This window comes from uncultured Reyranella sp. (assembly GCF_945957355.1).
Classification (GTDB): domain Bacteria; phylum Pseudomonadota; class Alphaproteobacteria; order Reyranellales; family Reyranellaceae; genus Reyranella.
Window position 1 is genome coordinate 109,124 of the sequence record NZ_CAMFKM010000012.1, and the last position, 26,384, is coordinate 135,507.

23 protein-coding genes are annotated in these 26,384 nt (G+C 67.0%); 6 read left to right on the forward strand and 17 right to left on the reverse strand.

Going from position 1 to position 26,384, the window contains the following annotated elements; translation table 11 throughout:
* Window positions 1–2: 2 nt before the first annotated feature.
* The 3 genes from moaA to Q0Q48_RS19585 are packed head-to-tail and all read right to left on the reverse strand — an operon-like array spanning window position 3 to window position 3,672.
* Window positions 3–995 carry a GTP 3',8-cyclase MoaA gene (gene moaA / locus Q0Q48_RS19575; RefSeq protein WP_295141276.1) on the reverse strand — a complete coding sequence of 331 codons (993 nt, stop codon included), beginning with the start codon at window positions 993–995 and terminating at the stop codon, window positions 3–5.
* The gene (locus Q0Q48_RS19580; RefSeq protein ID WP_295141279.1) at window positions 992–2,650 is read right to left on the reverse strand and encodes a cisplatin damage response ATP-dependent DNA ligase; all 1,659 of its coding nucleotides are present in this window, start codon (window positions 2,648–2,650) and stop codon (window positions 992–994) included. The genes moaA and Q0Q48_RS19580 overlap by 4 nt, the downstream gene beginning before the upstream one ends.
* 2 nt (window positions 2,651–2,652) lie before the next feature.
* Window positions 2,653–3,672, reverse strand: coding sequence for a ligase-associated DNA damage response exonuclease (locus Q0Q48_RS19585; RefSeq protein ID WP_295141281.1), 1,020 nt, complete (start codon window positions 3,670–3,672; stop codon window positions 2,653–2,655).
* A 28-nt stretch (window positions 3,673–3,700) separates the two neighbouring features.
* Between Q0Q48_RS19585 and Q0Q48_RS19590 the strand changes: the two genes are divergently transcribed.
* A complete protein-coding gene (locus Q0Q48_RS19590; protein WP_295141284.1) occupies window positions 3,701–6,142 on the forward strand; it encodes a ligase-associated DNA damage response DEXH box helicase in 2,442 nt (813 codons plus the stop codon).
* Window positions 6,143–6,150: 8 nt separating this feature from the next.
* On the opposite strand, the gene Q0Q48_RS19595 is transcribed toward Q0Q48_RS19590, so the two are convergent.
* The 5 genes from Q0Q48_RS19595 to Q0Q48_RS19615 are packed head-to-tail and all read right to left on the reverse strand — an operon-like array spanning window position 6,151 to window position 12,578.
* A complete protein-coding gene (locus tag Q0Q48_RS19595; RefSeq protein ID WP_295141286.1) occupies window positions 6,151–9,471 on the reverse strand; it encodes an error-prone DNA polymerase in 3,321 nt (1,106 codons plus the stop codon).
* 4 nt (window positions 9,472–9,475) lie between these two features.
* The gene (locus Q0Q48_RS19600; RefSeq protein WP_295141288.1) at window positions 9,476–9,916 is read right to left on the reverse strand and encodes a type II toxin-antitoxin system VapC family toxin; all 441 of its coding nucleotides are present in this window, start codon (window positions 9,914–9,916) and stop codon (window positions 9,476–9,478) included.
* The gene (locus tag Q0Q48_RS19605; RefSeq protein WP_295141291.1) at window positions 9,913–10,158 is read right to left on the reverse strand and encodes a hypothetical protein; all 246 of its coding nucleotides are present in this window, start codon (window positions 10,156–10,158) and stop codon (window positions 9,913–9,915) included. Before Q0Q48_RS19605 ends, Q0Q48_RS19600 begins: the two co-directional genes overlap by 4 nt.
* Window positions 10,159–10,171: 13 nt before the next feature.
* Window positions 10,172–11,821, reverse strand: a complete 1,650-nt coding sequence (locus Q0Q48_RS19610; protein ID WP_295141294.1) for a DNA polymerase Y family protein — start codon at window positions 11,819–11,821, stop codon at window positions 10,172–10,174.
* The gene (locus Q0Q48_RS19615; protein ID WP_295141297.1) at window positions 11,739–12,578 is read right to left on the reverse strand and encodes a damage-inducible mutagenesis protein; all 840 of its coding nucleotides are present in this window, start codon (window positions 12,576–12,578) and stop codon (window positions 11,739–11,741) included. The genes Q0Q48_RS19610 and Q0Q48_RS19615 overlap by 83 nt, the downstream gene beginning before the upstream one ends.
* 582 nt (window positions 12,579–13,160) lie before the next feature.
* On the opposite strand from Q0Q48_RS19615, the gene Q0Q48_RS19620 reads away from it, so the two are divergent.
* A complete protein-coding gene (locus Q0Q48_RS19620; RefSeq protein WP_295141300.1) occupies window positions 13,161–14,021 on the forward strand; it encodes a glycosyltransferase family 61 protein in 861 nt (286 codons plus the stop codon).
* A 73-nt stretch (window positions 14,022–14,094) separates the two neighbouring features.
* Window positions 14,095–14,937 (forward strand): MBL fold metallo-hydrolase, encoded by an 843-nt coding sequence (locus Q0Q48_RS19625; protein WP_295141303.1) that lies wholly within the window; start codon window positions 14,095–14,097, stop codon window positions 14,935–14,937.
* A 9-nt stretch (window positions 14,938–14,946) separates the two neighbouring features.
* Here the strand turns inward: Q0Q48_RS19625 and Q0Q48_RS19630 are convergent, their stop codons facing one another.
* Window positions 14,947–15,978, reverse strand: coding sequence for a histone deacetylase family protein (locus Q0Q48_RS19630; RefSeq protein ID WP_295141307.1), 1,032 nt, complete (start codon window positions 15,976–15,978; stop codon window positions 14,947–14,949).
* A gap of 8 nt (window positions 15,979–15,986) precedes the next feature.
* The gene (locus Q0Q48_RS19635; RefSeq protein WP_295141310.1) at window positions 15,987–17,159 is read right to left on the reverse strand and encodes a CaiB/BaiF CoA-transferase family protein; all 1,173 of its coding nucleotides are present in this window, start codon (window positions 17,157–17,159) and stop codon (window positions 15,987–15,989) included.
* Between the two features lie 120 nt (window positions 17,160–17,279).
* Between Q0Q48_RS19635 and Q0Q48_RS19640 the strand changes: the two genes are divergently transcribed.
* Entirely contained in the window at window positions 17,280–18,521 is a 1,242-nt protein-coding gene (locus Q0Q48_RS19640; RefSeq protein WP_295141312.1) for a Zn-dependent hydrolase, read from the forward strand.
* Window positions 18,522–19,685 (forward strand): benzoate/H(+) symporter BenE family transporter, encoded by a 1,164-nt coding sequence (locus Q0Q48_RS19645; protein ID WP_295141314.1) that lies wholly within the window; start codon window positions 18,522–18,524, stop codon window positions 19,683–19,685.
* Between the two features lie 50 nt (window positions 19,686–19,735).
* On the opposite strand, the gene Q0Q48_RS19650 is transcribed toward Q0Q48_RS19645, so the two are convergent.
* Window positions 19,736–20,353, reverse strand: coding sequence for a carboxymuconolactone decarboxylase family protein (locus tag Q0Q48_RS19650; RefSeq protein ID WP_295141316.1), 618 nt, complete (start codon window positions 20,351–20,353; stop codon window positions 19,736–19,738).
* Between the two features lie 86 nt (window positions 20,354–20,439).
* Here Q0Q48_RS19650 and Q0Q48_RS19655 point away from each other — a divergent pair, with 86 nt between their 5' ends.
* A complete protein-coding gene (locus Q0Q48_RS19655; RefSeq protein WP_295141317.1) occupies window positions 20,440–20,751 on the forward strand; it encodes a helix-turn-helix domain-containing protein in 312 nt (103 codons plus the stop codon).
* 12 nt (window positions 20,752–20,763) lie between these two features.
* Here Q0Q48_RS19655 and Q0Q48_RS19660 read toward each other — a convergent pair whose 3' ends face one another.
* From Q0Q48_RS19660 to Q0Q48_RS19685, 6 genes are all read right to left on the reverse strand, one after another.
* Window positions 20,764–21,204: a hypothetical protein gene (locus Q0Q48_RS19660; RefSeq protein WP_295141319.1), complete on the reverse strand. Its 441-nt coding sequence runs from the start codon at window positions 21,202–21,204 to the stop codon at window positions 20,764–20,766.
* Entirely contained in the window at window positions 21,201–22,442 is a 1,242-nt protein-coding gene (locus Q0Q48_RS19665) for a sulfite oxidase (RefSeq protein ID WP_295141321.1), read from the reverse strand. Before Q0Q48_RS19665 ends, Q0Q48_RS19660 begins: the two co-directional genes overlap by 4 nt.
* Window positions 22,443–22,471: 29 nt before the next feature.
* The gene (locus Q0Q48_RS19670) at window positions 22,472–23,263 is read right to left on the reverse strand and encodes an ABC transporter permease subunit (RefSeq protein ID WP_295141324.1); all 792 of its coding nucleotides are present in this window, start codon (window positions 23,261–23,263) and stop codon (window positions 22,472–22,474) included.
* Window positions 23,260–24,099, reverse strand: a complete 840-nt coding sequence (locus Q0Q48_RS19675) for an ABC transporter permease subunit (protein WP_295141327.1) — start codon at window positions 24,097–24,099, stop codon at window positions 23,260–23,262. The genes Q0Q48_RS19670 and Q0Q48_RS19675 overlap by 4 nt, the downstream gene beginning before the upstream one ends.
* 194 nt (window positions 24,100–24,293) lie before the next feature.
* Complete coding sequence (locus Q0Q48_RS19680; protein WP_295141329.1) at window positions 24,294–25,292, reverse strand: ABC transporter ATP-binding protein; 999 nt, start codon at window positions 25,290–25,292, stop codon at window positions 24,294–24,296.
* Window position 25,293: 1 nt separating this feature from the next.
* Window positions 25,294–26,379: a polyamine ABC transporter substrate-binding protein gene (locus Q0Q48_RS19685; protein WP_295141331.1), complete on the reverse strand. Its 1,086-nt coding sequence runs from the start codon at window positions 26,377–26,379 to the stop codon at window positions 25,294–25,296.
* Between the last annotated feature and the right edge of the window lie 5 nt (window positions 26,380–26,384).

The following is a 26,384-nucleotide window of genomic DNA, read 5'->3' on the forward strand; positions in this document are numbered from 1 at the left end:
ATTCAGCCGCCGGTCACGCTCATGTGGCGGGGGACGGCGGGGCCGATGTGGCGGCGGTCGATGATGAAATCATGCCCCTTGGGCTTGCGCGCGATCGCCTCGGTGATGGCGCGATCCAGAACCTCGTCGCTCTCGGATGCGCGCAGCGGCGCGCGCAGGTCGGCGGCATCCTCCTGACCCAGGCACATATAGAGCGTGCCGGTGCAGGTGAGGCGCACGCGGTTGCAGCTTTCGCAGAAATTGTGGGTGAGCGGCGTGATGAAGCCCAGCCTTCCGCCGGTCTCCTCGACCGTGAAGTAGCGGGCGGGGCCGCCCGTACGGTAGTCCGTCTCGGTGAGGGTGAAGTGCCGGGCGATTTCGGTGCGGGCCAGCGACAGCGGAAGGTACTGGTCGAGCCGCGCCGCGTCGCCGATCTCGCCCATCGGCATGACCTCGATCAGGACCAGATCCATGCCGCGGCCGTGGCTCCAGCGAATCATCTCGTCAAACTCGCCGTCGTTGACGCCGCGCAGCGCCACGGCGTTGATCTTGATCGCAAGCCCGGCGCGCTGGGCGGCGTCGAGGCCGCGCATCACCTGGTCGAGGTCGCCCCAGCGCGTGAGCTGACGGAACTTGTCCGGATCGAGCGTATCCATCGACACGTTCACCCGGCGCACGCCGATATCGGCCAGTTCCTGGGCGTATTTGGCAAGCTGGCTGCCGTTTGTCGTGAGGGTGAGTTCCTCGAGCGCGCCTGTCTCAAGGTGCTTTCCGAGGCCGCGGAACAACGACATCACATTCTTCCGCACCAGCGGCTCGCCACCGGTCAGGCGCAGCTTCCTGACACCGCGGCGGACGAAGGCCGTGCACAGCCGCTCCAGCTCCTCGAGCGACAGCACCTCCGCCTTGGGAAGGAAGGTCATGTCCTCGGCCATGCAGTAGACGCAGCGGAAATCGCAGCGATCCGTCACGGAGACGCGGAGGTAGGAGATGTGGCGGCCGAACGGGTCGATCATGGCTCTTCGGTTACGGTGACGCCCGGATAATGGGCATGCGGCATACCCCCTGCAAGGGGCGATTCCGGTGCCGAACTGGTCAGCAGCCGAAGCAGATTGTCTACGGTGTCGGCCTCGGCGGCCGGCTTGTCGGTCCGGATGCGGCTGATGCGAGGAAAGCGCATGGCGACTCCTGATTTGTGGCGGGTCGAGCGGGCGATGCCGTCGAAGGCGATCTCCAGGACCAGCTTCTGCTCGACCTCGCGGACGGGGCCGTAGCGGTTGGTCGTGTGGTCGCGCACCCACTTGTCGAGCCAGCGCAGTTCCTCGTCGGTGAAGCCGAAATAGGCCTTGCCGACGGGCGCCAGCTCGCGTCCACCTGCCGCCCCGTCGCGCCAGCAGCCGAAAGTGAAGTCGGAGTAGAAGGAGCTGCGCTTGCCATGGCCGCGCTGGGCGTACATCAGCACGCAGTCTGCGAGCATGGGGTCGCGCTTCCACTTGAACCACGGGCCCTTGGGGCGGCCTGAAAGATAGGCGCTGTCACCGCGCTTCAGCATCAAACCCTCGATCCCGTCGGCCCGCATTTCGTCGCGCTTGGCGGCAAGCTCCGCCCAGTCGGTGAAGGTCACCAGTGGCGAAAGATCGAAGCGCGGCCGCTCCTTCAGGGCGACCCACGATTCGAGGCGGATGCGGCGCTCATCGAACGGGAGGCCACGCAAATCCCGGCCCTCCAGCCACAACACGTCGTAGAGGCGGACATGCGCCGGATGCTCCTTCAGCATCTTCGGCGTCACCGTCTTGCGGTTCAGCCGCTGCTGCAGGTCGTTGAACGGCGCCACTGCGGTCTCGCGGCGCACCAGCAGCTCGCCGTCGAATACGCCCTCGAAGTCGATCGCCTCGATGATGTCGGGAAAGGCACCCGACACATCCTCGCCGGCGCGGCTGTACAGCCGCTTCAGCCCGCCGGATGCGGCGACCTGCACGCGGATGCCGTCCCATTTCCATTCGGCGCGGAAATGCGCCGGATCGAGCGCGTCGAGTTCGGTGCGGTCGATCGGGTTGGCCAGCATCGCGGGCAGGAAGGCGGCACCCGCATTGCTGCTGGGCCGAGGGGCGCCCTGCAGCAGCCAGTCGAACAGCGGCCGGTAGGGGGCCTTCAACCCGTGCCAGACCTCCTCGACCGCATCGACCGGCTGGTTTCCGATGTTGGCGACCGCTTGCTTGGCCAGGCGCGCGGAGACGCCCACCCGGAGCGCGCCGGTCAGGAGTTTCAGCAGCGCCCACCGGCCGGTCGAATCGAGGGCGTCCAGCCAGCGCTTCAGGATCGCCGGCGTCTGGGTGCGCGTGGCCCGCTGCAGCGTTTCGACGACCTCACCCAGCGACGGCGGCGGCCCGGCAGCAGGATCGGTCTCCCAGATCAGAGCCAGCGTTTCGGCGAGGTCGCCGACATAGTCGTAGGAAAGGGCGAACAACTCCTCGCCGATCTTCTCCTGCCCGAAGCCGCGCAGCAGCGCGGGCTTGGCCGACGGGAAGTCGAGCCCACCGGTGAGTGCCGCCAGCGCCCAGCCACGATCGGGATCGGGCGTCTCGCGCAGGTACGTCTCGATCAGCCGCAGCTTGGCATTGCGGGCCGGCTGGAAAGAGAGGGAGTCGAGAAGCCGGGCAAAGGCCTGCACGATCAGGAATCCTCCTCGTCGCGACCCGCCAGGTGCAACGCCTCGGCATCGATGCCGATCCCGCGCGCGTAGTGGACGAGGGCCTCCTCGCGGCCGTGCGTCACCCACACCCGGGACGCGCCGACATCCTTCAGGGTCTGCGTGAGTTCGGGCCAGTCGGCATGGTCGGAGATCACCAGCGGCAGTTCCGCGCCGCGTTGCCGCGCGCGGGCCCGCACATTCATCCAGCCCGAGCACACCGCGGCGATCGGATCGGCGAAACGCCGCGACCAGCGATCGGCGATCGCCGACGGCGGACACAGGACGATGGCGCCCTTGAAGGTCTCGAGGATCGCCTCGGAGACCGGGGCCACGTCGCCGAGATCGACGCCGTGCTCCTGGTAGAGCCTGCACAGGGACATCAGCCCGCCGTGCAGCCAGATGCGCTTTTCATAGCCCGCCTCGCGCAACAGCCGGATGACCCTCTGGCACTTGCCGAGCGCATAGACGCCCACCAGATGAGTGCGCTCGGGGAAGGTGGCGACGGAGCGCAGCAGCTTGCCGATCTCGCCGGCATCGGAGGGATGATGGAAGACCGGCAGCGCGAAGGTCGCCTCGGTGATGAACACGTCGCACGGTACGGGCTCGAACGGCGGGCAGGTCGGGTCCGGCCGGCGCTTGTAGTCGCCCGACACGACGATGCGCTGGCCCCTGTATGCCAGCACTGCCTGCGCCGAGCCGAGAATATGACCGGCCGGCGCGAAGCCGACCTCGACCTCGCCGATGCGCACGCTCTCGCCGTACTTCAGCGCCTGCTGGTCGGTGTCGGGCATGTCCTGGAAACGCGTCCGCATGATCGCGAGCGTCTCCGGGGTGGCCAGCGCCCTGCGGTGGCCCGGTCGCGCATGATCGCCATGCCCGTGCGTGATCACCGCGCGCGGCACGGCGAAGGCCGGATCGACATAGAAGTCGCCGGGCTCGCAATAGAGGCCGCGCGGCGTGGGATAGAGCCACGTACGGGGATTTAGGGTCTCGGTTGCCATGAGCCTTGCTGCATCCTACCCAACAGATATGGGGATTCCCGACCTGTTTACACGCTGGTTCGAGAGTCGTGGCTGGGCGCCGCGGCCGCACCAGCTCGCGCTGGTCGATCTGGCGCGGCGGGGCAGGAGCGCGCTGCTGATCGCGCCGACCGGAGGCGGCAAGACGCTGGCGGGCTTCCTTCCGTCACTGATCGAACTCACCGAGCGCCGGCAGGCCGGCGAGGACCTGGCCTACAAGAAGGGGCAGGGGGAGCTGCATACGCTCTACATCTCCCCGCTGAAGGCACTGGCGACCGACATACGCCGCAACCTCGAACAGCCGCTGGCGGAGATGCAGCTACCGGTGCGCGCGGAGAGCCGGACCGGCGACACGCCGCAGAGTCGTCGGCTGCGCCAGCGCGAGCGACCGCCCGATCTCCTGATGACGACCCCGGAGTCGCTGGCGCTGCTGCTGTCCTATCTCGATGCGGCGAAGTTCTTCGCCTGCCTCAAATGCGTGATCATCGACGAGCTGCACGCCTTCGCGACCAGCAAGCGCGGTCATCACCTGGCGCTCTGCCTGTCGCGGCTGGCGACGCTCGCCCCGCAGGCGCGCTTCGTCGGGCTGTCGGCCACCGTCGCCGATCCACCGGCACTGGCGGAGTTTCTGAACCTTCGCGACGAGCCGGTCGAGATCGTGATGGGCGAGCCGGGCGCGCCGCCTGTCGTGTCGATCATCGATGCGCACGAGCGGCTGCCATGGGGCGGCCACATGGGACGCCATGCGGTGCCCGAGATCTACAACATCATCCGGCAGCACAAGACGTCGATCATTTTCGTCAACACGCGCGCCCAGGCGGAGCTGGCCTTCGACGCGCTGTGGCGCATCAACGACGACAATCTGTCGATCGGACTGCATCACGGCTCACTGGCCGTCGAGCAGCGGCGCAAGGTCGAGGCGGCGATGGCGGCGGGCAAGCTGCGTGCGGTCGTGGCGACCTCGTCGCTCGACCTCGGCATCGACTGGGGCGATGTCGATCTCGTCATCCAGATGGGCGCACCGAAGGGCGTCAGTCGCCTGATGCAGCGTATCGGCCGCGCCAACCACCGGCTCGACGAGCCCAGCCGCGCCATGATCGCACCGGCCAATCGCTTCGAGGTGCTGGAATCACTGGCCGCGCTGGAAGCGGTCGAGGCGCGTGAACTGGACGGCGATCCGCCGCGCCCGGCCTGTCTCGACGTGCTGGCGCAGCACATCGTGGGTTCCGCCTGCGCCCAGCCGATCGATCGCGAGGCCTTCTTCGCCGAGGTCCGCCGGGCGCAGCCCTATCGCGACCTGCCGCGCAAGGATTTCGACGACACGTTCGATTTCGTGGCGACCGGCGGCTATGCGCTCGCGGCCTACGATCGCTGGCATCGGCTGAAGCAGCTGCCCGACGGTCGCTGGATGCTGGCCTCGCTGCTGGTGGCCAAGCAGTTCCGCATGAACGTCGGCACCATCGTCGAACTGCCGCTGATGAAGGTGCGGCTGCGGCGCGGCACGGTGCTGGGCGAGGTCGAGGAGGGCTTCGTGCAGGGGTTGGTGCCGGGCGACACGTTCGTGTTTGCGGGCCGCCTGCTGCGCTTCGAGGGCGTCAAGGAACTGGCGGCGATCTGCTCGCCGGCGACCGGTGGCGATCCCAAGGTGCCGGCCTATGGCGGCGGGCGGCTGCCGCTCTCGACCTTTCTCGCCAACAGGGTGCGCGGCATCCTTCAGGACCCGCTGAAGCATCCCAAGCTGCCGGCCGAGGTGCAGGAGTGGCTGCGTATCCAGGTCTTCCGGTCCATGCTGCCGCCGGCCGACAAATTGCTCGTCGAGGGTTTCCCGCGCGGCGGCAAGCAGTTCCTGGTCGCCTATTGCTTCGAGGGCCGCAACGCGCACCAGACGCTGGGCATGCTGCTGACGCGCCGCATGGAGCGCATGGGCCTGCGGCCGCTGGGCTTCGTCGCCACCGACTATGTGCTGGGCCTGTGGGGCTTGCGGCCGGCCTCGCCGAAGCAGCTCGAGGAGCTGTTCGACGAGGACATGCTGGGCGACGATCTCGAAGCCTGGATGGACGAATCGAGCATGCTGCGGCGCTCCTTCCGCAACGTCGCGGTGATCGCCGGCCTGATCGAGCGCCGCTTTCCCGGCGAGGAGAAATCGCGCCGCCAGGTCACGTTCAGCTCCGACCTGATCTATGACACGCTGCGGCAGCACGAGCCCAACCATATCCTGCTGCGCGCCACGCGCCAGGACGCGGCCTGGCAGCTCGCCGATCTCAAGCGGCTGGGCGACCTTCTGAAGCGTGCCAAGGGGCGAATCGTCTATCGCCGTCTCGATCGCATATCGCCGCTGGCCGTGCCGGTGCTGCTCGAGATCGGCAGGGAACGAGTGCTCGACGGCACCGCCGAGGACGAGCTTCTGGACATCGCCGCGCAGGAACTGATCGACGAGGCGACTCGTCTCTGAAAGGCTCGTCAGTGGAAGTCCCGGCTCTGGATTCGGATCTTGGGCCGGTCGAGGACGATGCGGCTGCGGTCGTACTTTGATTGTTTCGCTGGCTTTTCGGGAACATTCCGGCTCGAACGATGGCGCGTGGCGTTGGCCTCCGCGACTTTCACCCGACGATCGCCGGGATCGCTGCGGGCTTCGTCGCCGCGACCGTTGGCCAGATGGAACAAGTCGATCTCGGAAATCGAATCGAGTTCGGCCGAGAGGTCCCAAACCTCATCCGCGACCAGGTGGATCACCTTGTACTCATCTTCGCCCTGGCACTGGATACGACCGCGCACGCCCATCAGGCGCGCGCCCATCACGATGCGGCGATGGGCGTCGAACACCGTGGGCCAGACCACGAGGTTGGCGATGCCGAATTCGTCCTCGAGGGTGACGAATACCACGCCTGAAGCCGTGCCCGGCCGCTGGCGCACCAGGACGAGACCCGCCAGGGTCAGGAGCTGGCCATTCCTTGCCGTCTTCAGCGTTTCGGTGCTGGACATGCCGCGCCGCGCGAGAGTTGCTCGCAGAAGCTCCAGCGGGTGGGAACGCAACGACATCGAGAAGCTGCTGTAATCGTCGACTACCTGTTCGCCGAGCGTCAGGGCGGGAAGGGCGACGGCGGGCTCGAAGTCGCAGGCTCCCGCCTCCGTATCGAGCAACGGCAGTTGCCCATCGGAGAAGCCGCGCACGGCCCACAACACGTCGCGCCGCGAGAGGCCGAGGGACGCGAAGGCATCGGCACGGGCCAGCGCCACGATCTGCTTCCTGGTGAGGCCGCTGCGCCGCCACAGATCGGAGGGATCGCGATAGGGCCTGTCGTTCCGGCGCGCGACCATCTGCATGGCCGCTTCTTTCGAAAGCCCCGTGACCTGACGCAGGCCGAGACGCAGTGCGCAACGGTTGTTCCGTCCCGGCTCCAGGGTGCAATCCCAGTCGCTGGCATTGATGTCGGGCGGCCGTACTTCGACGCCATGCTCCTTCGCGTCGCGCACGAGCTGGGCCGGCGCGTAGAATCCCATCGGCTGGGAGTTGAGCAGGGCCGCGCTAAAGACCTCAGGGTAGTAGTGCTTCACGTAGGACGAGGCATAGACCAGGATCGCGAAGCTCGCGGCATGGCTCTCGGGAAAGCCATACTCGCCGAAGCCTTCTATCTGCCTGAAGCAGCGCTCGGCGAAGTCGCGATCGTATTTCTTCTCCACCATGCCCTCGATGAAGGGAGTCTTGAACTTGTGGATGGTGCCGTTATGGCGGAACGTCGCCATGGCGCGGCGGAGTTCGTCGGCTTTTTCAGGCGAGAATCCCGCACCGACGATGGCGATCTGCATCGCCTGTTCCTGGAAGAGGGGAACGCCCAGCGTTCTCTCGAGGACTGCCCTGAGTTCGTCCTTCGGATAAACCACGGCGCCAGGATTGGCGCGGTTCTTCAGGTAAGGATGCACCATCCCGCCCTGGATGGGCCCCGGCCGCACGATCGCCACCTGAACGACGAGATCGTAATACTCCCTGGGTTTCAGCCGCGGCAGCATCGACATCTGCGCCCGGCTCTCGACCTGGAAGACGCCGACCGAGTCGGCGCGGCACAGCATCTCGTAGACGTTCTCGTCGGTCGGGCGCATGGCGAGCGACAGTTTCTCTCCGAAATGTCTCTCGATCAGGGCAAAGCTCTTGCTCAGCGCCGTCAGCATGCCGAGCGCGAGCACGTCGACCTTGTAGATATCCAGTACGTCGAGATCGTCCTTGTCCCACTCGACGACGGTGCGCTTCTCCATCGCCGCGTTCTGGATGGGCATCAGCTCGTCGAGGCGGCCCTCGGTCAATACGAAGCCGCCGACATGCTGGGAGAGGTGACGCGGGAAGCCGCACAGCGCCGACGACAGTTCGAGCGCCAGCATGATGCGCGGGTCCATCGGGTCGAGACCCGCTTCACGCACATGGTCGGCCTTCACGCCGCCCGACCCCATACCCCACACCGTGTCAGCCATCACGCCCACCGTGTCGGGTGAGAGGCCGAGCACCTTGCCGACCTCGCGGATGGCGCTGCGGCTCCTGAAGGAGATCACCGTGGCCGCCAGGGCGGCGCGATCGCGGCTCTTCGTCTCGTAGATCCACTGGATGATGTCTTCCCGGCGCTCGTGCTCGAAGTCGACGTCGATGTCGGGCGGCTCGTTGCGCGAGTTGGACAGAAAGCGCTCGAAAAGCACTTCCGTCTCGGCGGGATTGACCGAGGTGATGCCCAGGCAATAGCAGACGGCGGAATTGGCCGCAGAGCCGCGGCCCTGGCAAAGGATGCCGCGATTGCGCGCCTCCTTCACGATCTCATGCACCGTCAGGAAGTAAGGTGCGATTCCCTTGTGGTCGATCAGCGCGAACTCGCGGCGGATCGTGCCGGCCACCTTGTTTGGAACGCCTTCGGGATATCGCCACTTCGCCCCCTCCCAGGTCAGGCGCATGAGCTTGTCTATGGGCGTCTCGCCGCCTTCGTAGACGACCGGATACTGGTAGGTGAGCTGCCGAAGCGAGAAGCCGCAGCGCTTCACGATCTCCTGCGTATGCGCGATGGCGTGCGGATGGCGGCGGAACAGGCGCGCCATCTCTGCGGGGGCCTTGAGATGGCGTTCGGCGCTGGCAAAGCTCCGGAAGCCCAATTCCTCGACCGTGCAGCCGAGGCGAATGGCCGTCACGACATCCTGCAATGCCCGCCGTTCGGGCACGTGATAATGCACGTCGTTGGTCGCAACGAGCTTCACGCAATGCCTTTCGGCAAGATCGTCCAGCAAGGCAAGCCGACGGGCGTCATCGCCGCGATAGAGCATGGACGCCGCGAGATAGCAGCGGCCTTCGAACAGCTCTGCGAGCTTCCGCAGCCGATCGCGAAAGGCCGGATCCTCGGGATTGCGAGGCGGCAGCACGATCGCCAGAAGTCCTTCGGCATGTTCGGCCAGGTCGTCGAGCCCGATATCGCACTGGCCCTTTTCGGTTCGCCGGTTGCCCAGGGTCAGCAGGCGGGACAGGCGCTTGTAGGCGTCGAGATCGGTCGGATAGGCGAGCAGCGAACAGCCGTCGCGCGTTTCGAGACGGCTGCCGACCAGCAGCTTGATCCTGTCGTGCCTGGGATCCTTTGGTTTCTTCTCGTCGCGCGAGGCCGCGAAGGCGCGCACGACGCCGGCCAGCGTGTTGCGGTCGGTGATACCGATGGCGGTATGGCCAAGCTCGATCGCGCGTTCGACCAGTTCCTGCGGGTGCGAGCCACCGCGTAGGAAACTGTAGTTGGTCGTGACCTGGAGCTCGGCGTAGTCCATGGCATCACGGATCGACGAGTTCGTCCACCCGGGCGAGGGGCACGCCGCGCACCGCAATGCCCTCGCTTCGCAAGGCATGGAGGAATTCCTCGTCGGCGCTGACCAGCGGCGCCTGGGCGGCCTCGGCGCAGGCGGCATAGAAGCACTCATGCACCGGTCGGCCGCATTGCAGGGCGATGGCAAGGGCGCGGTTGCGCAGCTGCGGCGACTCGACGAACGCCGAGATGAAAGATGGCAGCGCGATGTTGCGCACGATGGGTTCGGCCTGCTCGACCGTGATCTCGCCGTGCGTCGTCTTCCGCCAGGCCAGTTCGGCGACTCCCGCGATCAGGATGTCGGGGGCGATGACCTCGTGCCGGTTGGCCAGCAAAGAGCGCGCCTGCGGCCGCAGCGGTTCCTCGACGAACCATTTGATGGCGACGCCGGGATCGACGACGACGATCACTTGCCGCCTCCCATTTGAGCGGCGGTCGCGGATGGTGTCATGGCGGCGATGCGGTCGGCCTCCTCCAGTGGATCGAGCACCAGCGGCTGGCCCGACGCGTAGGTCAGCAGGTCGCGCAGGTCGGCTTCGAGCGAGCGGCCCTTGGCGCGCGCGTGGATTTTCAGGCGTTCGATGATCGCGACATCGAGGCCGCGGATGGTGAGTGTGGTGCCCCGTCTGGTCGTTGCTGTTGCGGTCTCCATTTTCCTCTCCCCTTCAGGCGCAGAATCCGTGGAGGAACCAGCGGGCGGTCGGTTGGCCATTGGCGGCGAGCTGGTAAGGCCCGTCGCGGAACAGCCAGAAGCGGCCGCCATCGTCGTCCTCGACGCGGTAGTAATCGCGTACCGGCGGCAGGGTGCCGGCCGGCGGATGAGTGCCGTCGGACCGCGGGCGCCACCATTCGTTGGCGATCCGCTCGGGCCCATCGGCGCGCACGATGCGATGGGCATGCCGCCGCCAGTGGAAGACCGAGGGCGGATCGTCAGGCACGAAGGCGGTGACCTCGACGGGCTCGGGCCGCTGCAGCAGGCGCGTCGGCCTTGCCCCCTTGAGGCTCGCGACGCGGCGCCAGGCGCCCGCCGCGGCTGGCTTCGACGAAACGGGCGCGGCGACCTGCACACGCTCGGGCAGGTGGCTGTCGCGCGTCAGAAGCCGCACGACATTTCCCGCACCCAGCCGCAACGCCAGCCGGTCGGCGAGATCGATCGTACCGTCGACGCCCGAGGCGACGCCGGGCGACTCCTGGTCGGGCAGCGCATCCTGCGTGCCGCTCCAGGCTTCGACCTCGGGTGCCGACAGGATCATCAGCTCGACGCCGAATCCGGGATCGAGCTCACCCAGCCTTTCCTCGAACAGCTTCATCAGCTTCGGGTTGTCGCGGTTGGGCCGGCTGGTGCCGATCGAGGTGCGGTCCACCGACCCGTCGACGCGATAGAGCGCGATCTCGAGCCGGCGCGCGCCAACGCCGGCCTGCTCGAACTGGTGACAGAGGGCAGCCAGCAGGCGGCTGGTCGCGGCGGCGACGTCCTCGGCCCGGCCGATCGGTTCGGCGAAGGCGAGGCGCGTACGGAAGGCCGGTGGGATGCGGCGCGGCTCGATCGGCTCGGCGAGCGTACCCAGCGCCTGGTCCAGGCGATTGAGCGGTTGGTCGCCGAAGCGGCGGACGAGTGGTGCCCGCGGCATGGGATAGAGATCGCCGATGCGGCGCAGGCCGAGCTTCAGGAAGGCTTCCAGGATCGGCGCATCGAGGCGCAGGCCCTCGACCGGCAACGAGGCGAGCGCATCGCGCTGGCCGCGCGACGGGCAGAAGAGATCGGCCTGGCGCTCGGCGAAGCGCGCCAGCGCCCAGGCGGCGCCCGCCGTGTCGGCCATGGCGGCGCGACAGGAAAGGTCACGGCGGGCCAGGCGCGTGACGAGATCGGCCAGCAATGCGCGCTCGCCGTTCTCGCCCTCGCCGAAGAGATGCGTGCAGCCGGTCACGTCGAGCAGCAGGCCGGCATCGCCGCCGAAACCTCCGGCGCTGCACGCCGTCTCGAAGTCATCGGCCAGCGCACTCCCCAGTGGATCGATCGCGACCCAGGGCGTGTAGCGATCGCACCAGCCGGCGATCGTCTCGATCAGGCGGCAGTCGGCCTGGGGTTCGCCCGCCTCGGTGACGAGGTCGGGCAGCAGGGCACGCGCATCGGCCAGCCGCATGCGCGGACGCAGGCCGGCGGCCCGGGCATGCGGATTGACGGCGGCGAGGCGTGGGCAGCCATCATGCCAGACGACGGTGGCGGCGGCCCTATACGACCAGTCTTTCCTGGAAGCGCGCGCCAGACGATCCGTGGAGAGCTTGGGGAACCACAGCGAGACAATGCGTTTCATCGTTCCACTCCAGGAGCCAGGACGGGGTTTCGGCGGCGGACGGCGTGCCGAAGCGGTTGCGCCGCAATTCGAGGCGCCAGCGCGCGGCGCCGACATCGGTGAGGCCCGGCGTCGAGGCCGAGGCGGCGGAGGCGATCCGCCACCGGGTCGCGCATACGCTTTGCGGCGGCGCGGGCTGGGCGCGCAGCAGCAGGGCGGGCACGCCGTTCTTCTCGGCGGCGAGCGACAGGCGGCGGCCGGCCGTGGGATCGGCGGCCCGCGTTTCACCCAGCACGGCGGCGATGCCGGGACAGCGCAGCCCTTCTTCCATGGCCCAGAAGAGATCCTCGTCGCGCTGCGCCGTGACCATCAGCAGGCGCGCCGGATCGAACCAGGCCGACAGCGCGGATGCATAGGGGGCGGCATCGAAGCGGCCGGTCGGGCGGCGGCACCACAGGATCGTGCCCGGCCCGAAGCGACCGAGCAGGTGGGCGGCGAAGCCGAGCGCGGCGCCGTCATGGGGTGCCACGCGACCGGAAGGACCAGGCCCGGCCTCGATCTCGTGCAGGGCACCCGTCAGCAACCCGCCGTCGGGCAGCAGCGCATCGATGGCGGGGATGCCAAGGGGAACCGCGGCCGCTTTGCCGCTTCGACGGGCGCTGTTTGCCCTCTCCAGACGCCTGACCTTTTCCCGCAGGGCAGCGGGGACCAGAGCCGCCGGATCGTTGGCAGCCCTTCGGTCAGGGGAAGCAAAGGCACTCGGGGAAATGACCGGCATCGCCCCCTCGTCGGTCTGATGGATGGGCTGTGGGTTAAATGTTCGTGTTTTGTTCTAGTTCCTTCACAATCGTGAGTCAACGGGACTTAAGGCTGGCATATCGAGTGCATCCGAGGAGAAGCTGCCGTCCTTCCGCAGCGGCTTGCTGCCGCTGCGGGAAGTTCATCTGGCTGGGGAAAGTACAGAGAACGCACAGTGTCAGATCAGGGCGCACCGCCGAATGCCTCTCGCGATGAGCGCAGACAGAGGCGTCGCAGACAGAGGCGTCTCCTGCGACGACAGAGGCTCGTCGCCGACAATTCACTGGATCCCCTCGAATGGCGGGAGCTGCCCTCCATCCTCCATGCGCCCCAGGGGCAAAGGCCTGAATCGCCGATAGAGGAGCCATCGAAACCCGGGAAATGGCTCATCGGTGGACCGATCTCCTTTCACAAGCGGCGCGCGATCCTCTCGCCGGCCGTCGAGGTCATCCCCATGACCGCCGAGCCCATCTCGTCGGCTTTCGTGTCCGGCCATTGCCATCCGACACTGCCGCCCGCCACCCACTACGCCGGTGCGGTGTATCGCGACGACCGCGAGATCGTGCCCGAATTCCTCGAATACGATTCGCTTACCGGACATCGAGTGCCAAGACGCACCAATCCTCCAGTGATTGAGGAGGCCCGCGTCCGGCAAGCCCCTCGGCTTGACGGGACATGCATATACATGGGGCCGCTCTCCGATCATTTCGGGCACTTCCTCTTGGAGTCCATGCAGCGTGCCTGGTATCTGACGAAGGCCGACCGTTCGGCCCTTCTGCTGTTTCACCGGAGAAGCGAACAGGCCAACCTGCCTCCCTTCGCCCGCACCATCTTCGCAGCCCTCGATGTCGACATTGCGCGAATCAGGATCGCCATGAACGACGTGCGAGTCTCGCGACTCGTCCTTCCGGCGTCGCAGTTCTGGCAGGGGATCAAGGCATCGCCCGGAATGGGCATTGCCTTCGACCATGTCAGGGAGAAGATACTGAAGCGTCGGCCGGGCCGGCAACCGACACCGGCCAAGGTCTACTTCAGCCGGAAGGGCCTCTCGCCGGAGAGGACATTCGGCAGATCACGCGCCGTAATCTCGAACGAAGAAGAGGCGGAGGCCCTGTTTCGCAAGCGTGGCTACGAGATCTTGCGGCCCGAGACCCTGCCGTTCGAGGAACAGGTCGCTCTCGTTGCAAACGCGACCCATGTCGCAGGTACCTCCGGTTCGGCTCTGCACCTCATGCTGTTCAACGACAATCCGCGGACCAGGCTCATCGAGTTGCGGACGAAGCCGGCCGTCAATCAGCTCCTGATCAGCGCCATCCGCCCGACCGCCGCTTTCCACATATGGAGTTTGGCGAAAGACAGTTCACGCGAGACGATCATCCTGGACATGGAAGTCGTCGACCGGTCCGTGAGACAAATCGATTGAGATGCTCGTTTCCCTCGCTGATATTGGTGATGGCCGACGGCGGGATCGGCGGCGCGCGTCTCATGGAGGTCCCATGACTCTTCGATTTTCCCTCGCCGCCCTGTGTGTCACCGCTTTCGCCCTGCTGTCAGGACCGGCGCTGGCGCGCTGTTCCAAAAACCTGGTCGAGCTCGGTCCCACCCTGCAGGGACGCGGCGTGCAGATGGCCTCGCTCGACGGGGCGCAGATGGCGGCAGACACGGCGAGCCGCGCCATCATCACCTTCCTCGGCCATGCCAGCTTCGAGATCGACACGCCGCAGGGCGTGCGCGCCATCACCGACTACAACGGACTGAACGGCTTCGGCCGCAAGCCCGACATCGTGACGATGAACAACGCGCATTCCACGCACTACACCGACCAGCCCGAAGAGGGGATCGCCTACGTGCTGCGCGGCTGGCCGAGCGAGGCTGGCCAGACCGAGGCGCGCCACGACGTTTCACTGAAGGACCTCAAGGTCGTGAACCTGCCGACCAATGCGCGCGACTGGGGCGGCGGCTCCGCGCGCATCAACGGCAACTCGATCTTCATCTTCACCATCGGCGATCTCTGCATCGCCCATCTCGGCCACCTGCATCACCGGCTGACCAAGGACCATCTCGACGAGCTCGGCCGCATCGACGTGCTGATGGTGCCGATCGACGGCGCCTACACGGTCGGCCTGCCGGTGATGGTCGAGGTCATCCGGCAGATCCAGCCGCGTATCGTGCTGCCGATGCACTATTGGGGACGCGGCCAGGTCGCGCGCTTCGAGGAGCTGATGGCCGACCAGGACGCGGTCTTCATCTGGCCCGACCGCCGCACCATCGAGGTCGCCCACGACACGCTGCCCGAGAAGCTCACCGTCTATGTCGTCGGCGGCAATGGCGGCGACTGACGTGAAAAGCTAAGCGCCGCGTCCCTTCTCGAAGCCGGCGAGGAACTGGACGAGGTTGCGGCCAAGATCGTCGCCGAGATAGCCGCCTTCCTGGACCAGCACGGTCGGCAGGCCCATGCGGGCGATCTTCTCGGCCATGGCATGGAAGCCCGGTCCGGTGACCTTGAGGCCCTGCAGCGGATCGCTCTCGCTGGCGTCGAGGCCCAGCGCCACCACAAGCGCCGTCGGCTGGAATTCGCGGATGCGCGCGAGGGCCCTGTCGCCAGCTTCGAGCCACGGCCCGTCGGGCGAGCCGAGCGGCAGCGGCAGGTTGAGGTTGAAGCCTTCACCTTTGCCCGCGCCGTGCTCGTGCGCGTGGCCCCAGAAGAAGGGGTAGTAATGGTCCGGATCGGCGTGGATCGAGATGGTGAGCACATCGTCGCGCTCGTAGAAGATGCCCTGTGTGCCGTTGCCGTGATGCACGTCGACGTCGAGGATCGCCACGCGTTCGTGCTTGCTGCGCAGGCGCTGCGCGGCGACGGCGGTGTTGTTCAGGAAGCAGAAGCCGCCCGCCATGTCGGCATAGGCGTGATGACCGGGCGGCCGGCAGAGCGCGTAGGCATGGCTCTCACCCGCCAGCACCATGTCGGCCACGGTCGAGGCGACCTCGGTGGCGGCGAGGGCTGCTTCCCAGGTGTGCGGACCGATCGGGCAGCCGGTGTCGACCTGATGCCAGCCGGCACGGCCGGCCAGAGCCTTCGGATAGGAAGCGTGGGCGCGCGCCGGATGGACGTTCGGCACGACCTCCGGACCCGCACCCGGCAGCTTCGCCCATTCGCGCGCGGCGATCTGCAGGAAGTCGAGATATTCCGGCGTATGCACGGTGGCCGCCGGTGCCGGGCCATATGACCTGGGTGGCAGGATCGTATGGCCCGCTTCGGTCGCGGCGCTCAGCAGGCGCGTCGCGCGTTCCGGCTGCTCGGCACTGCGCTGCTTGGTGCCCCGCACCACGAAGTGCTGCGGATCGTGTTGGGCGTGCTTCTCGGAATAGACGATCTTCACGGAGGACCTCAGGGCGTGGCGATGGCCTTCGCCGACTTCAGCGCGGCGATCTCGTCATCGCTATAGCCCACCTCGCGCATGATCTCGACCGTGTGCTCGCCGATGCCGGGCGACTTCTGCCTCGTCTCGACGGGGGCGGCGGAGAGCTTGATCGGGTTGGCGGCCGACTTCACCGGACCGATTCCGGGATAGTCGATCTCCAGCACGCTGCCGCGCGCCCTGGCGTGCTCGCTCGCCATCACGTCGCTCACCTTGTAGGCGGCGGAGCAGGGCATGCCGGCGGGGATCAGCTTGTCGAGCAACTCGTCGGCCGTGTGCTCCATGAAATAGGCCTCGATCATCGGCTCGAGGATGCCGCGATGGGCGACGCGGCCGGCATTGGTCTGGAAGCGCTCGTCGTCCAGCCAGTCCTTCTTGCCCAGGGCGGTGCAGAGCAGGCGCCAGAAGGCGTCGTTGGTGCCGGCCACGAACACCGACTGGGTCCTGGTCGGGAAGACGCGCAGCGGGCACAGGATCGTGTTCGACGTCCCCATGCGCTCCGGGTTCTCGCCGGTGAGGCCGTGATTGGTGATCCAGTGGCTCATCATGTGCATGCCGACGTCGAACAGCGACAGGTCGAGGCGCTGGCCCCTGCCGGTCTTGATCCGGTGCAGCAGCGCGAAGGCGATGCCGCCGGCACAGGCGAGGCCGGTCGAATAATCGATGGGCGCCGTGCCGACGCGGCACATCTCGCCCTGGTATGGCCCGGTCGCGTCCATCAGCCCGATCTCGGCCTGGATGCAGGGATCGTAGCCCGCCCGCGGCGAGTAGGGACCGGTCTGGCCGTAGCCGGAGATCGAGGCGTAGATCGTCTGCGGATTGACCTTGGACACGGTCTCCCAGCCGAAGCCCAATTTGTCGATCACGCCTGGCGTGAAGGCCTCCATGAACACGTCGGCCTTCTTCACCAGACGCATCAGCACGTCCTTGCCGCCCTCGCTGCGCAGGTCGATCGCCAGGCCACGCTTGTTGCGGTTCATCGACGGCACCCAGGCGCCGCCGAAATGCGGCCGGAAATGCTCGCCGTTCAGCGGCTCGACCTTGATCACGTCGGCGCCCATGTCGCCCAGGATCTGGCCGGCAGTCGGGCCGGCGATGACCTGCGTGAGGTCGAGAACGAGCGTATCGGACAGCGGAAGCATGCGATGAAATTCCTCCTGGGCCTCACCCATGCAAGACGACGCAGGCACGCTCAAGCGCTTCGTTTCGCTGGCTGGCATTTGCTATGGTCGCGGCTTGTCCCGATCCGGAGTCCGTAGCCAATGACCGCCAGCGACCGCCCCAATCTCCGCGTAGACCATGACCGGCTCTGGTCGAGCCTGATGGAGCTGGGCCAGATCGGCGGCACGGAAAAGGGCGGCGTCTGCCGCATCGCGCTGACCGATCTCGACCGCCAGGGGCGCGACCTGTTCGTGCGCTGGGCGAAGGAGGCGGGCTGCACGATCAAAGTCGACCAGTTGGGCAACGTCTTCGCCCGCCGCGAGGGCCGCGATCCGGCCCGGCCGCCGATCATGACCGGCTCCCACCTCGACACCCAGCCGACCGGCGGCAAGTTCGACGGCGCCTATGGCGTGATGGCCGGGCTCGAAGTGCTGCGCGTGCTGCACGATTCCAACTACGTCACCGAGGCGCCGATCGAGGTCGCGGTCTGGACCAACGAGGAAGGCTGTCGTTTCGCGCCCGCGATGGTCGCGTCGGGCGTGTTCGGCGGCGCCTTCACGCTCGAACAGGCCTTGTCGATCAAGGATCGCGACGGCGTGACCTTTGGCGAGGCGCTGAAGCAGATCGGCTACGACGGCAAGGAGCCGGTCGGTGGCCGGCCGATCGGCGCCTTCTTCGAGGCGCATATCGAGCAGGGCCCGATCCTGGAGGGCGAGAAGAAGACCATCGGCGTGGTCACCGGGGCGCAGGGGCAGCGTTGGTACGAAGTCAGCTGGACGGGCATGGAGAGCCATGCCGGCACGACGCCGATGGAGGGCCGGCGCGATGCGCTGGTCGGGGCGGCCGAGTTGATCGTCGAGTGCCGGCGCATCGGCAACCGGCCCAACGGCCGTTCGACCATCGGCGTGATCGAGAGCCAGCCGCAGGCGCGCAACACGATCCCCGGCCGCGTCTTCATGACGGTCGACTTCCGCCATCCCGACGATGCCGAACTGACGAAGATGGACGCCGAGATGCGCGCCGCCGCGGCCGACATCGCCAGGCGTCACCGGCTCGAGGTCAAGATCGAGCAGATCTGGTACTTCCCGCCGTCGCCCTTCGCGAAGGAACTTGTGGATGCGGTGCGTCGCGGCGCCGAACAGGCGGGCTATCCGCACATGGACATCGTGAGCGGCGCCGGCCACGACGCCTGCTACGTCAGTCGCGTCGCCCCGACGGCGATGGTGTTCGTACCCTGCAAGGACGGGGTCAGCCACAACGAGATCGAGGATGCCAGCAAGAGCGACGTCGGCGCTGGCGCGCAGATCCTGCTGCAGGCAATGGTCGAGCGGGCGAACGCGTAAGTGAAATCCAGCGGACTCGTTTCAGTCGCGGCCGCGGCACTGGTCGCGACGATTGCCGGCGTGGGCGGCACGTTGCCGGTCGTGCTGGCCGCGGCGCAGGCGGTGGGGGCGACACCCGATCAGGCAAGCTCGTGGGTATCGGGGCTGGGCCTCGCCACGGCGGCCAGCGCGCTGCTGCTCAGCGTGCGCTACCGCATGCCGATCATCACCGCCTGGTCGACGCCGGGTGCCGCGCTGATCGCCTCGACCTCCGGCGTGCCGAGTTTCGCGGCAGCGGTCGGTGCCTTTGTGCTGGCGGCGCTTCTGATCCTGCTGACCGCCGCGGTGAAGCCGCTCGGCCGTTTGATCGGGCAGATCCCTCCCAGCATCGCTGCCGCCATGCTGGCCGGCATCCTGCTGCGGCTCGTCATGGCGATGGTCGAGCATGTTCCGTCCGCGCCGCTGCTGGTCCTGCCGCTGATCGCCCTGTTCCTGGTAGTGCGCGCCATCTACCCGGCCCTCGTGTCGTTGATCGTCCTGGTGGCTGGTGCGCTGCTCGCCTGGTCGCTCGGCCTCGTGAAACCGCTGCCGCCGATTGGCCTTTCCACGCTGGTCGTGACCGCCCCGGTGTGGGACGTCGCGACCCTGATCGGCCTCGGCGTGCCGCTCTATCTCGTCACCATGGCGTCGCAGAACCTGCCGGGTTTCGCGGTGCTGCGAGGCTCGGGCTACGAGCCTCCGACGCAGCCCATCCTCGCGGCGACGGGCGCGGCGTCACTCGCCACGGCCTTCCTGGGGGCCCACACCTCGAACCTCGCCGCGATCTCGGCGGCGCTGTGCACCGGCCCGGATGCCCATCCCGATCCGGCGCAGCGCTGGAAGGCGGGGCCATTCTACGCCCTGTTCTGGGGCCTGATCGCGCTGTTCGGCGCCTCGCTGGTCGGACTGTTCGGCGCCCTGCCGCCGGCACTGCTGGCCACGGTCGCCGGAACGGCGCTGCTGGGCTCGACGGCCGGCGCGCTGGGCATTGCCCTGGCCGGCGACCAGGATCGTCTTGCGGCGGCGGGCACGCTGGCCGTCACCGTCTCCGGCGTTACCCTGATGGGTGTCGGTTCGGCCTTCTGGGGCCTCGTCTTCGGGCTGCTGATCCTCGGGATCGACCGCCTCACCAAGGCGAAGCGCTAGCAGGCCGTTGGAACGGGTTTTTGCAGGCGCCGGCGGGTAACATCGACCCGTCAGCGGTACCAGGATACCGCAAATCCAGGGTGCGACTCTCGTTTCGTTCGTTTCGTTTGTGGCCCCTGGCGATGCCCGTCCGGGAAGCGCGCGGCGTAGGCTTCGAGCGGCAGGTCGAGAGCCCGGCAGAGGAAGCTGATCGTGTGATAATAACCCGCGAGCGCGATCACTTCCAGAATCTGCGCCTCGTCGAAATGGGCGGCGAGCCCGACCCACGTTGCGTCGCCGATGGTGCGGTGGTCGACCAGGTCATCAACGGCTGCCAGCAGTGCCTGCTCGTCGGCCGACCAGCAGGGCGCATCGGCCGGCCCGTGGACCGTCGCGGCAATCTTCCCCGCATCGAAGCCGACCTTCTCGGCGAAGAAGGCGATATGGACGCCCCATTCGTATTCCGCGCCCAGACGCGCCGTCGTTCGGTCGATCACGACCTCGCGATGGCGCAGCGACAGGGCGCCTTTGTCCAGAAGTCCGCCGGCAAACATCTTCCCGAAGACACGCGGGTTGCGCGCCATGGTCCGCAACAGGACCAGCGGCGCGACGCCCGGAGGCATGGTGCGCGCCAGGGCGGTTGCGATCTCGGACGGGTAAGGCTCGTCGGCGGGTGCGATGCGGGGCATGGCGGGTCTCCAGTGGGTTTGCTACATATTCCGTAGCAACGAGCGATGCGATTCGCTACAGAAAATGTAGTAACGGAGTGTAATAGATGGTGAGGAGGGTGCGCGGCTCGACGACCGGCCGCCCGATCATGGTGCTGCTCGACCTGCTCGGGCGGCGCTGGACCCTGCGCATCGTCTGGGAACTGCGCGACGAGCCAAGGCGCTTCCGCGAGCTGCAGGATCTGATCGGCGCCAGCCCGACCATCGTGAACACGCGGCTGGCCGAGCTGCGCGCGGCGAAGCTGGTCGAGCTCGACGAGACGGCGGGTTACCGGCTCACGGCGCTGGGAAACGAGTTGCTGCGGCTCTTCCTGCCGCTGCATGTCTGGTCGGAGAAGTGGGCGAAGGCGACGGCATAACCGCCGCCCGCCTCATTTCAGGAACGGATTGTCGCTGCCACGGCCCTTGCGCCGGGGTGGGAAGGTCTCGGCGAGATAGTCGAGGATCTCCGTCCGCTCCTCGGCCTTGATCGGTGGCATGCGATGCTTCTCCAGCATCAGGTCGATGGTCGAATCCCAGAGATCGCGCGTCAGGCCCTGGGCCTTGATCAGCGCGACGCCATGGCAGGCCGTGCAGGTATAGAACGTCAGATCGCGGTTCTTGCCCTCGGGCAGGTCCTCGACCGTGTCGTTGTGCGGCGGCGGCTTGCCCTTGTCGGGATCGACGACGGGCGGTGCCGCCGCCACCTTGGGCGCCGGCGGCACGTAGACATGCTGGTCCCTGTGCAGCGCTCCGCCGCGATCGAAGGCGAGCAGCAGGAACGTCGCCGTCAGGCCGATGACGGCGGCGTGTATCACGTTGAGGCGGGTCAAGATTCGACGAGCACCCGGATGCGGTTGATCGGATTGGCGCCGTACCCTTGCGGGTTCCAGTTGGCGGCCTGGAAGGGCTGGGTCACGCCCTTGCTGTCGGTCGCCTTGGCCCACACTTCGTAGTAGCCCGCGGTCGGCAGTTCGATCGAGGCGCTGAAGTTCTGCCAGGCATACTTGTTGGCCGGAGCATCGACCTTGGCGGGCTTCCAGGTCACGCCATAGTCCGTCGAGATGTCGACGGTCCTGATGTCGAAGTCGCCGGCCCAGGCATGGCCGCGCAGGTCGAGCTTGCGCGACGTGAGTTTCGAGCCGTCGGCGGGGAAGGTGATGATCGAGCGGACGGGCATCGATTCCAGGATCGCCATGTCCTTGGCGTCGCCCTTGCTGCCGGGCACGATCGGCGTCTTTGGCACGCGGTAGGAGAAGCCGCCCATGCCGGGACCGTCATGCTCCTTGTCGCGGATCCAGATGCGGTTCAGCCACTTGGTCGACGCTGACGCGGGCCAGCCGGGGATGACGAGCCGGACCGGTGCGCCGTGGATCAGCGGCAGGTCCTGGCCGTTCAGCTTGAAGGCGATCAGCGAGTGTTCCTCCATCGCCTTGGCGATGGGCACGCCGCGCGAGATCGAGGGCTTGTTGGTTTCGCCGGCCAGGGTCGGATCGGCGCCATAGGCACCGGTATAGACGGCGGAGGGCTTGAGGCCGGCGGCCTTCAGCACGTCGGCCAGGCGCACGCCGGTCCACATCGGGCAGCCCGCGCCGCCGTTGGTCCACTGGTTGCCGCGGGCTTCCGGCGTGAAGAAGGAGCGGCCGTTGCCGCCGCATTCCAGCATCAGCTGATAGGTGACGGCAGGGAACTTGCTCATCAGGTCCCCGACCGTGATCTCCATCGGCGTGTTGACCTCGCCGTCGATCTTGACCTTCCACGCCTTGGGGTCGCCCGTGATGTCGGGCACCTGTCCGTTGTTGCGGATGAAGAGCTTGTTGGTCGGTGTGACATTGTCGTCGAGCAGCTCGGCCTGGGTTTCGGCGACGAGCGGCCTGTCGCCCAGCACCGCGAGCTTGGCCTTGCCGTCCATCTCGAGCAGCTTCGGGCCCTTGGCGGCCGCCGGCGCACCTTGCGCGTGCGCCTCGCCGACCGGCGGCAGGGAAGCACCCAGCGATGCACCGACAGTGGCCATTCCGACCCCCTTCAGCACATTACGGCGTGACGGCTTGGACGTTCCGGAACGAAGCATTTTTTCCTCCCTGAGGAGGATTTATTAGCTCAAACTCTGCGCCGCGTCAGCCAGCCGGACAGGATCAGTGCACAGGTCGCGATGGTCACGACGAGGGTCGCGAGAACGTTGATCTGCGGATCGACGCCCAGCCGGACGCTGGAATAGACGCGCATCGGCAGCGTTTGCGACTGCGCGCCGGCGACGAACTGGGTCAGGATCAGATCGTCCAACGATAATGTGAAGGCGAGCAGCCAGCCCGAGCCGACGGAAGGCGCGATTAGCGGCAGGGTGACGGTGCGGAAGGTGACCCAGGGCGTGGCGCCGAGGTCCATCGCCGCTTCTTCCAGCGAACGGTCGAAGTCGGTGAGGCGGGCCTGCACGACGATGGCGACGAAGGCGATGGAGAAGGTCGTGTGGGCGATGGCGATGGTGAGGAAGCCGCGGTCGGGGCCGCCGAAGAGTTGCTCCGAGCCGACGAACAGCAGCAGCATCGAGATGCCCATGACGACTTCCGGCATCACCATGGGGGCGACCACGAGGCTGCCGAACAGGGTACGCCCGGGAAAGCGCGGTGCGCGCGCCAGTGCGTAGCCGGCGGCAAGACCGAGCAGCGCCGCGCCGGTCGCGCTCACCAGGGCGATGCGCAGCGACAGCCAGGCGGCCTCCAGCATCGCCTCGTTGGCGAACAGGGCATGCCACCATTTCAGGGAGAAGCCCGACCACACGGTGACGAGGCGCGATTCGTTGAACGAATAGACGATCACCAGCGCGATCGGCAGGTAGAGGAAGGCATAGCCGAAGGCCAGCATGCCGAAGGCGAAGCGAGCTCGGGCGATCATGTGCGCCGCTCCAGGCTTCGCGCCTGGTTGCGCTGGAAGAGCGCGATCGGTCCGACCAGCAGCACCAGCAGGCAGACGGCGACCGCCGAAGCCAGCGGCCAGTCGCCATTGGTGAAGAACTCGTCCCACAGGACCTTGCCGATCATCAGCGTCTCGGTCCCGCCCAGCAGGTCCGGGATCACGAATTCACCGACCGCCGGGATGAACACCAGCAGGCAACCGGCGACGATGCCGGGCAGCGACAAAGGCAGGGTGACGGTGAGGAAGGCGGCGAGCGGCTTCGCGCCCAGATCAGCCGCCGCTTCGAGCAGGCTGGGGTCGAGCTTCTCCAGGGTGGCGTAGAGCGGCAGCACCATGAAGGGCAGGTAGGCGTAAACGATGCCGAGATGCACGGCCCACTCGGTGCCGAGGATCGTGCCGGGGTTTGACGCGAGGCCGCTCCAGCGCAGGAACTGCTCGATCAGGCCGTTGTCGGCCAGCAGGCCCATCCAGGCATAGATGCGGATCAGGAACGAGGTCCAGAAGGGCAGCACGACCAGCATCAGCAGAAGCGGGCGCCGGTTGGGGGCGGCGCGCGCGATGGCATAGGCCATGGGATAGCCAAGCAGCAGCGCCACCAGGGTCGAGGTCGCGGCGATGCGCAGCGAGGAGAGCCAGGCCGCCAGATAGAGATCGTCGGAGAAGAGCAGCGCGAAGCTCTTGAAGCTGAGCCCAAGTTCGACCGGCGGCACCGAGTCGGGCGCGTAGGTGCCGACGGAGATGGCCAGCACCAGCAGGCAGGGCAGCAGGAAGAAGATCCCGAGCCATAGGAACGGAAGCCCGATGACGAAGCGCACTGTCTAGAGACCTTCCATTTTACAGTGACCCACTTACCTCATCCTGAGGAGCGCCGCGAAGCGGCGCGTCTCGAAGGATGGGCAACAGGCAAGGTGCTCGTTCCGACCCTTCGAGACGCATCGCTGCGCGATGCTCCTCAGGGTGAGGGCGGTGTTGGAGTGCTCGGCTCGATTCAAAATCGCGCATGAGCGCTCTATGCCTCCAGTCTCTGGCCGGCCTCGTCCGACCAGCCCAGCCAGACCGATTGTCCGCGTGCGAAGGCGGCGCCCGCGCTGCGGCTGATGTTCGTCGTCGACACGGTCATCGTGCCGTGGGCGTCGGTCTCGACATTATAGAGCGAGCGGTCGCCCTCATAGGCGACGTCGACGATTCGGGCGGCGACGGTCCGGGGCAGGGCAGGCCGGTCGGCCGACAGCGTGATCTTCTCGGGGCGCAGCGCCATCCAGCCGCCGCCGTCGAGGGCGATTATGTTGGCGATGCCGATGAAATCGGCCACGAAGCGCGAGGCCGGGTGCTCGTAGACCTCGTGCGGCGTGCCGATCTGGGCGATGCGACCGGCGTTCATCACGGCGAGGCGCGTCGCCATCGACATGGCCTCCTCCTGGTCGTGCGTGACCATGACGAAGGTGAGACCGAGTTGCTCCTGCAGGCGCACCATCTCGAAGCGCGTGCCCTCGCGCAGCTTGCGGTCGAGTGCGGCCAGCGGCTCGTCGAGCAGCAGGAGCTTGGGCCGCTTCACCAGCGCCCGGGCCAGCGCCACCCTCTGGCGCTGGCCGCCGGAAAGCTGTGAGGGCTTGCGCTTCGCATGATCCTGCAGATGCACGAGCTTCAGGATTTCCGCGACCCGCTCGGCGATCTCCGGGCCCTTCACCCCGTCGCGGCGCAGCCCGTAACCCACGTTCGCCGCCACATCCATGTGCGGGAAGAGGGCGTAGGACTGGAACATCATGTTCACCGGCCGCCGGTAAGGCGGCACGTCGGTCATGTCCTGTCCGTCGATGAACAGCCGTCCTTCGTCGGGCGTCTCGAAGCCGGCCAGCATGCGAAGAAGTGTGGTCTTGCCGCAGCCCGAGCCGCCCAGCAGCGCGAACAACTCGCCGCGCGCGATCTCGAGGTCGACGCGGTCGACGGCGACGATCGGCCCAAAGCGCCTGGTCAGTCCCTCGATGCGGACGATCGGCCCTGAATTCAATTCAGCGACCCGTCTTCACGGAGGTCCACAGCCGCGTGCGGTCGCGTACCTGTTCGGCCGTGCCGGCGGTGATGGTGTAGAACTTCGCGCGCACGTCGGCCGGCGGATAGATCAGCGGATTCTCCGAAATGTCCTTGGGCAGCAGGGCGAAGGCGGCCTTGTTGCCGTTGGCGTAGCCGGTGAGCGCGCTCGACGCCGCGGCGACCTTGGGCTCCAGCATGAAGTCGAGGAAGCGGTAGGCGTTGGCCTGGTTGGGCGCATCCTTCGGGATCGCCACGACGTCGATCCAGAGCAGCGAACCTTCCTTGGGGATGGTGTAGTCGATCTCGACCTTGCTGGCGGCCTTGGCACCGCGGTCGCGCGCCTGGAAGATATCGCCGGAGAATCCGAAGGCGAGGCAGATGTTCCCGCCGGCCAGGGCATTGATGTACTCCGAGGAATGGAACTTGCGGACGTAGGGCCGGATCGCCTTCACCACGTCGGCGGCCTTGGCGAGGTCTTCCGTCTTCTTGGAATCGGGATCGAGGCCGAGATACTTCAGCGCGGCCGGCAGCACGTCGGTGGCGCTGTCGAGCAGCATGACGCCGCAATCCTGGAACTTCGAGACGACCGCCGGATCGAAGATCATGCGCAGCGAATCGACCGGCGCGTCGGCCATGCGCTTCCTGATCTCGGCGACGTTGTAGCCGATGCCCGTCGTTCCCCACATCCACGGCACGCCATGGGCGTTGCCGGGATCGTACTTGGCCAGCGCCGCCATGATCTCGGGATCGAGGTTCTTCCAGTTCTTCAGCTTCGACTTGTCGAGGGGCAGGAAGATATTGGCCTGCAGCTGGCGTACGAAGAACGGCGAGGCCGTCGGCACCACGATGTCGTAGCCCGACCGGCCGGTCCGAAGCTTGGCGTCGAGGATCTCGTTGCTGTCGTAGGTCGTGTAGTTGACCTTGATGCCGGTATCCTTGGCGAAGTCCTTCACCTGGTCCTCAGCGATGTAGTCAGACCAGTTGTAGACGTTGACCGAGCCCTGGGCGGCGACGGGACCGGCAGCGGCGAGGAGGAGCAAAGAGGCAACGGCAAGCAGACGCATCAGCA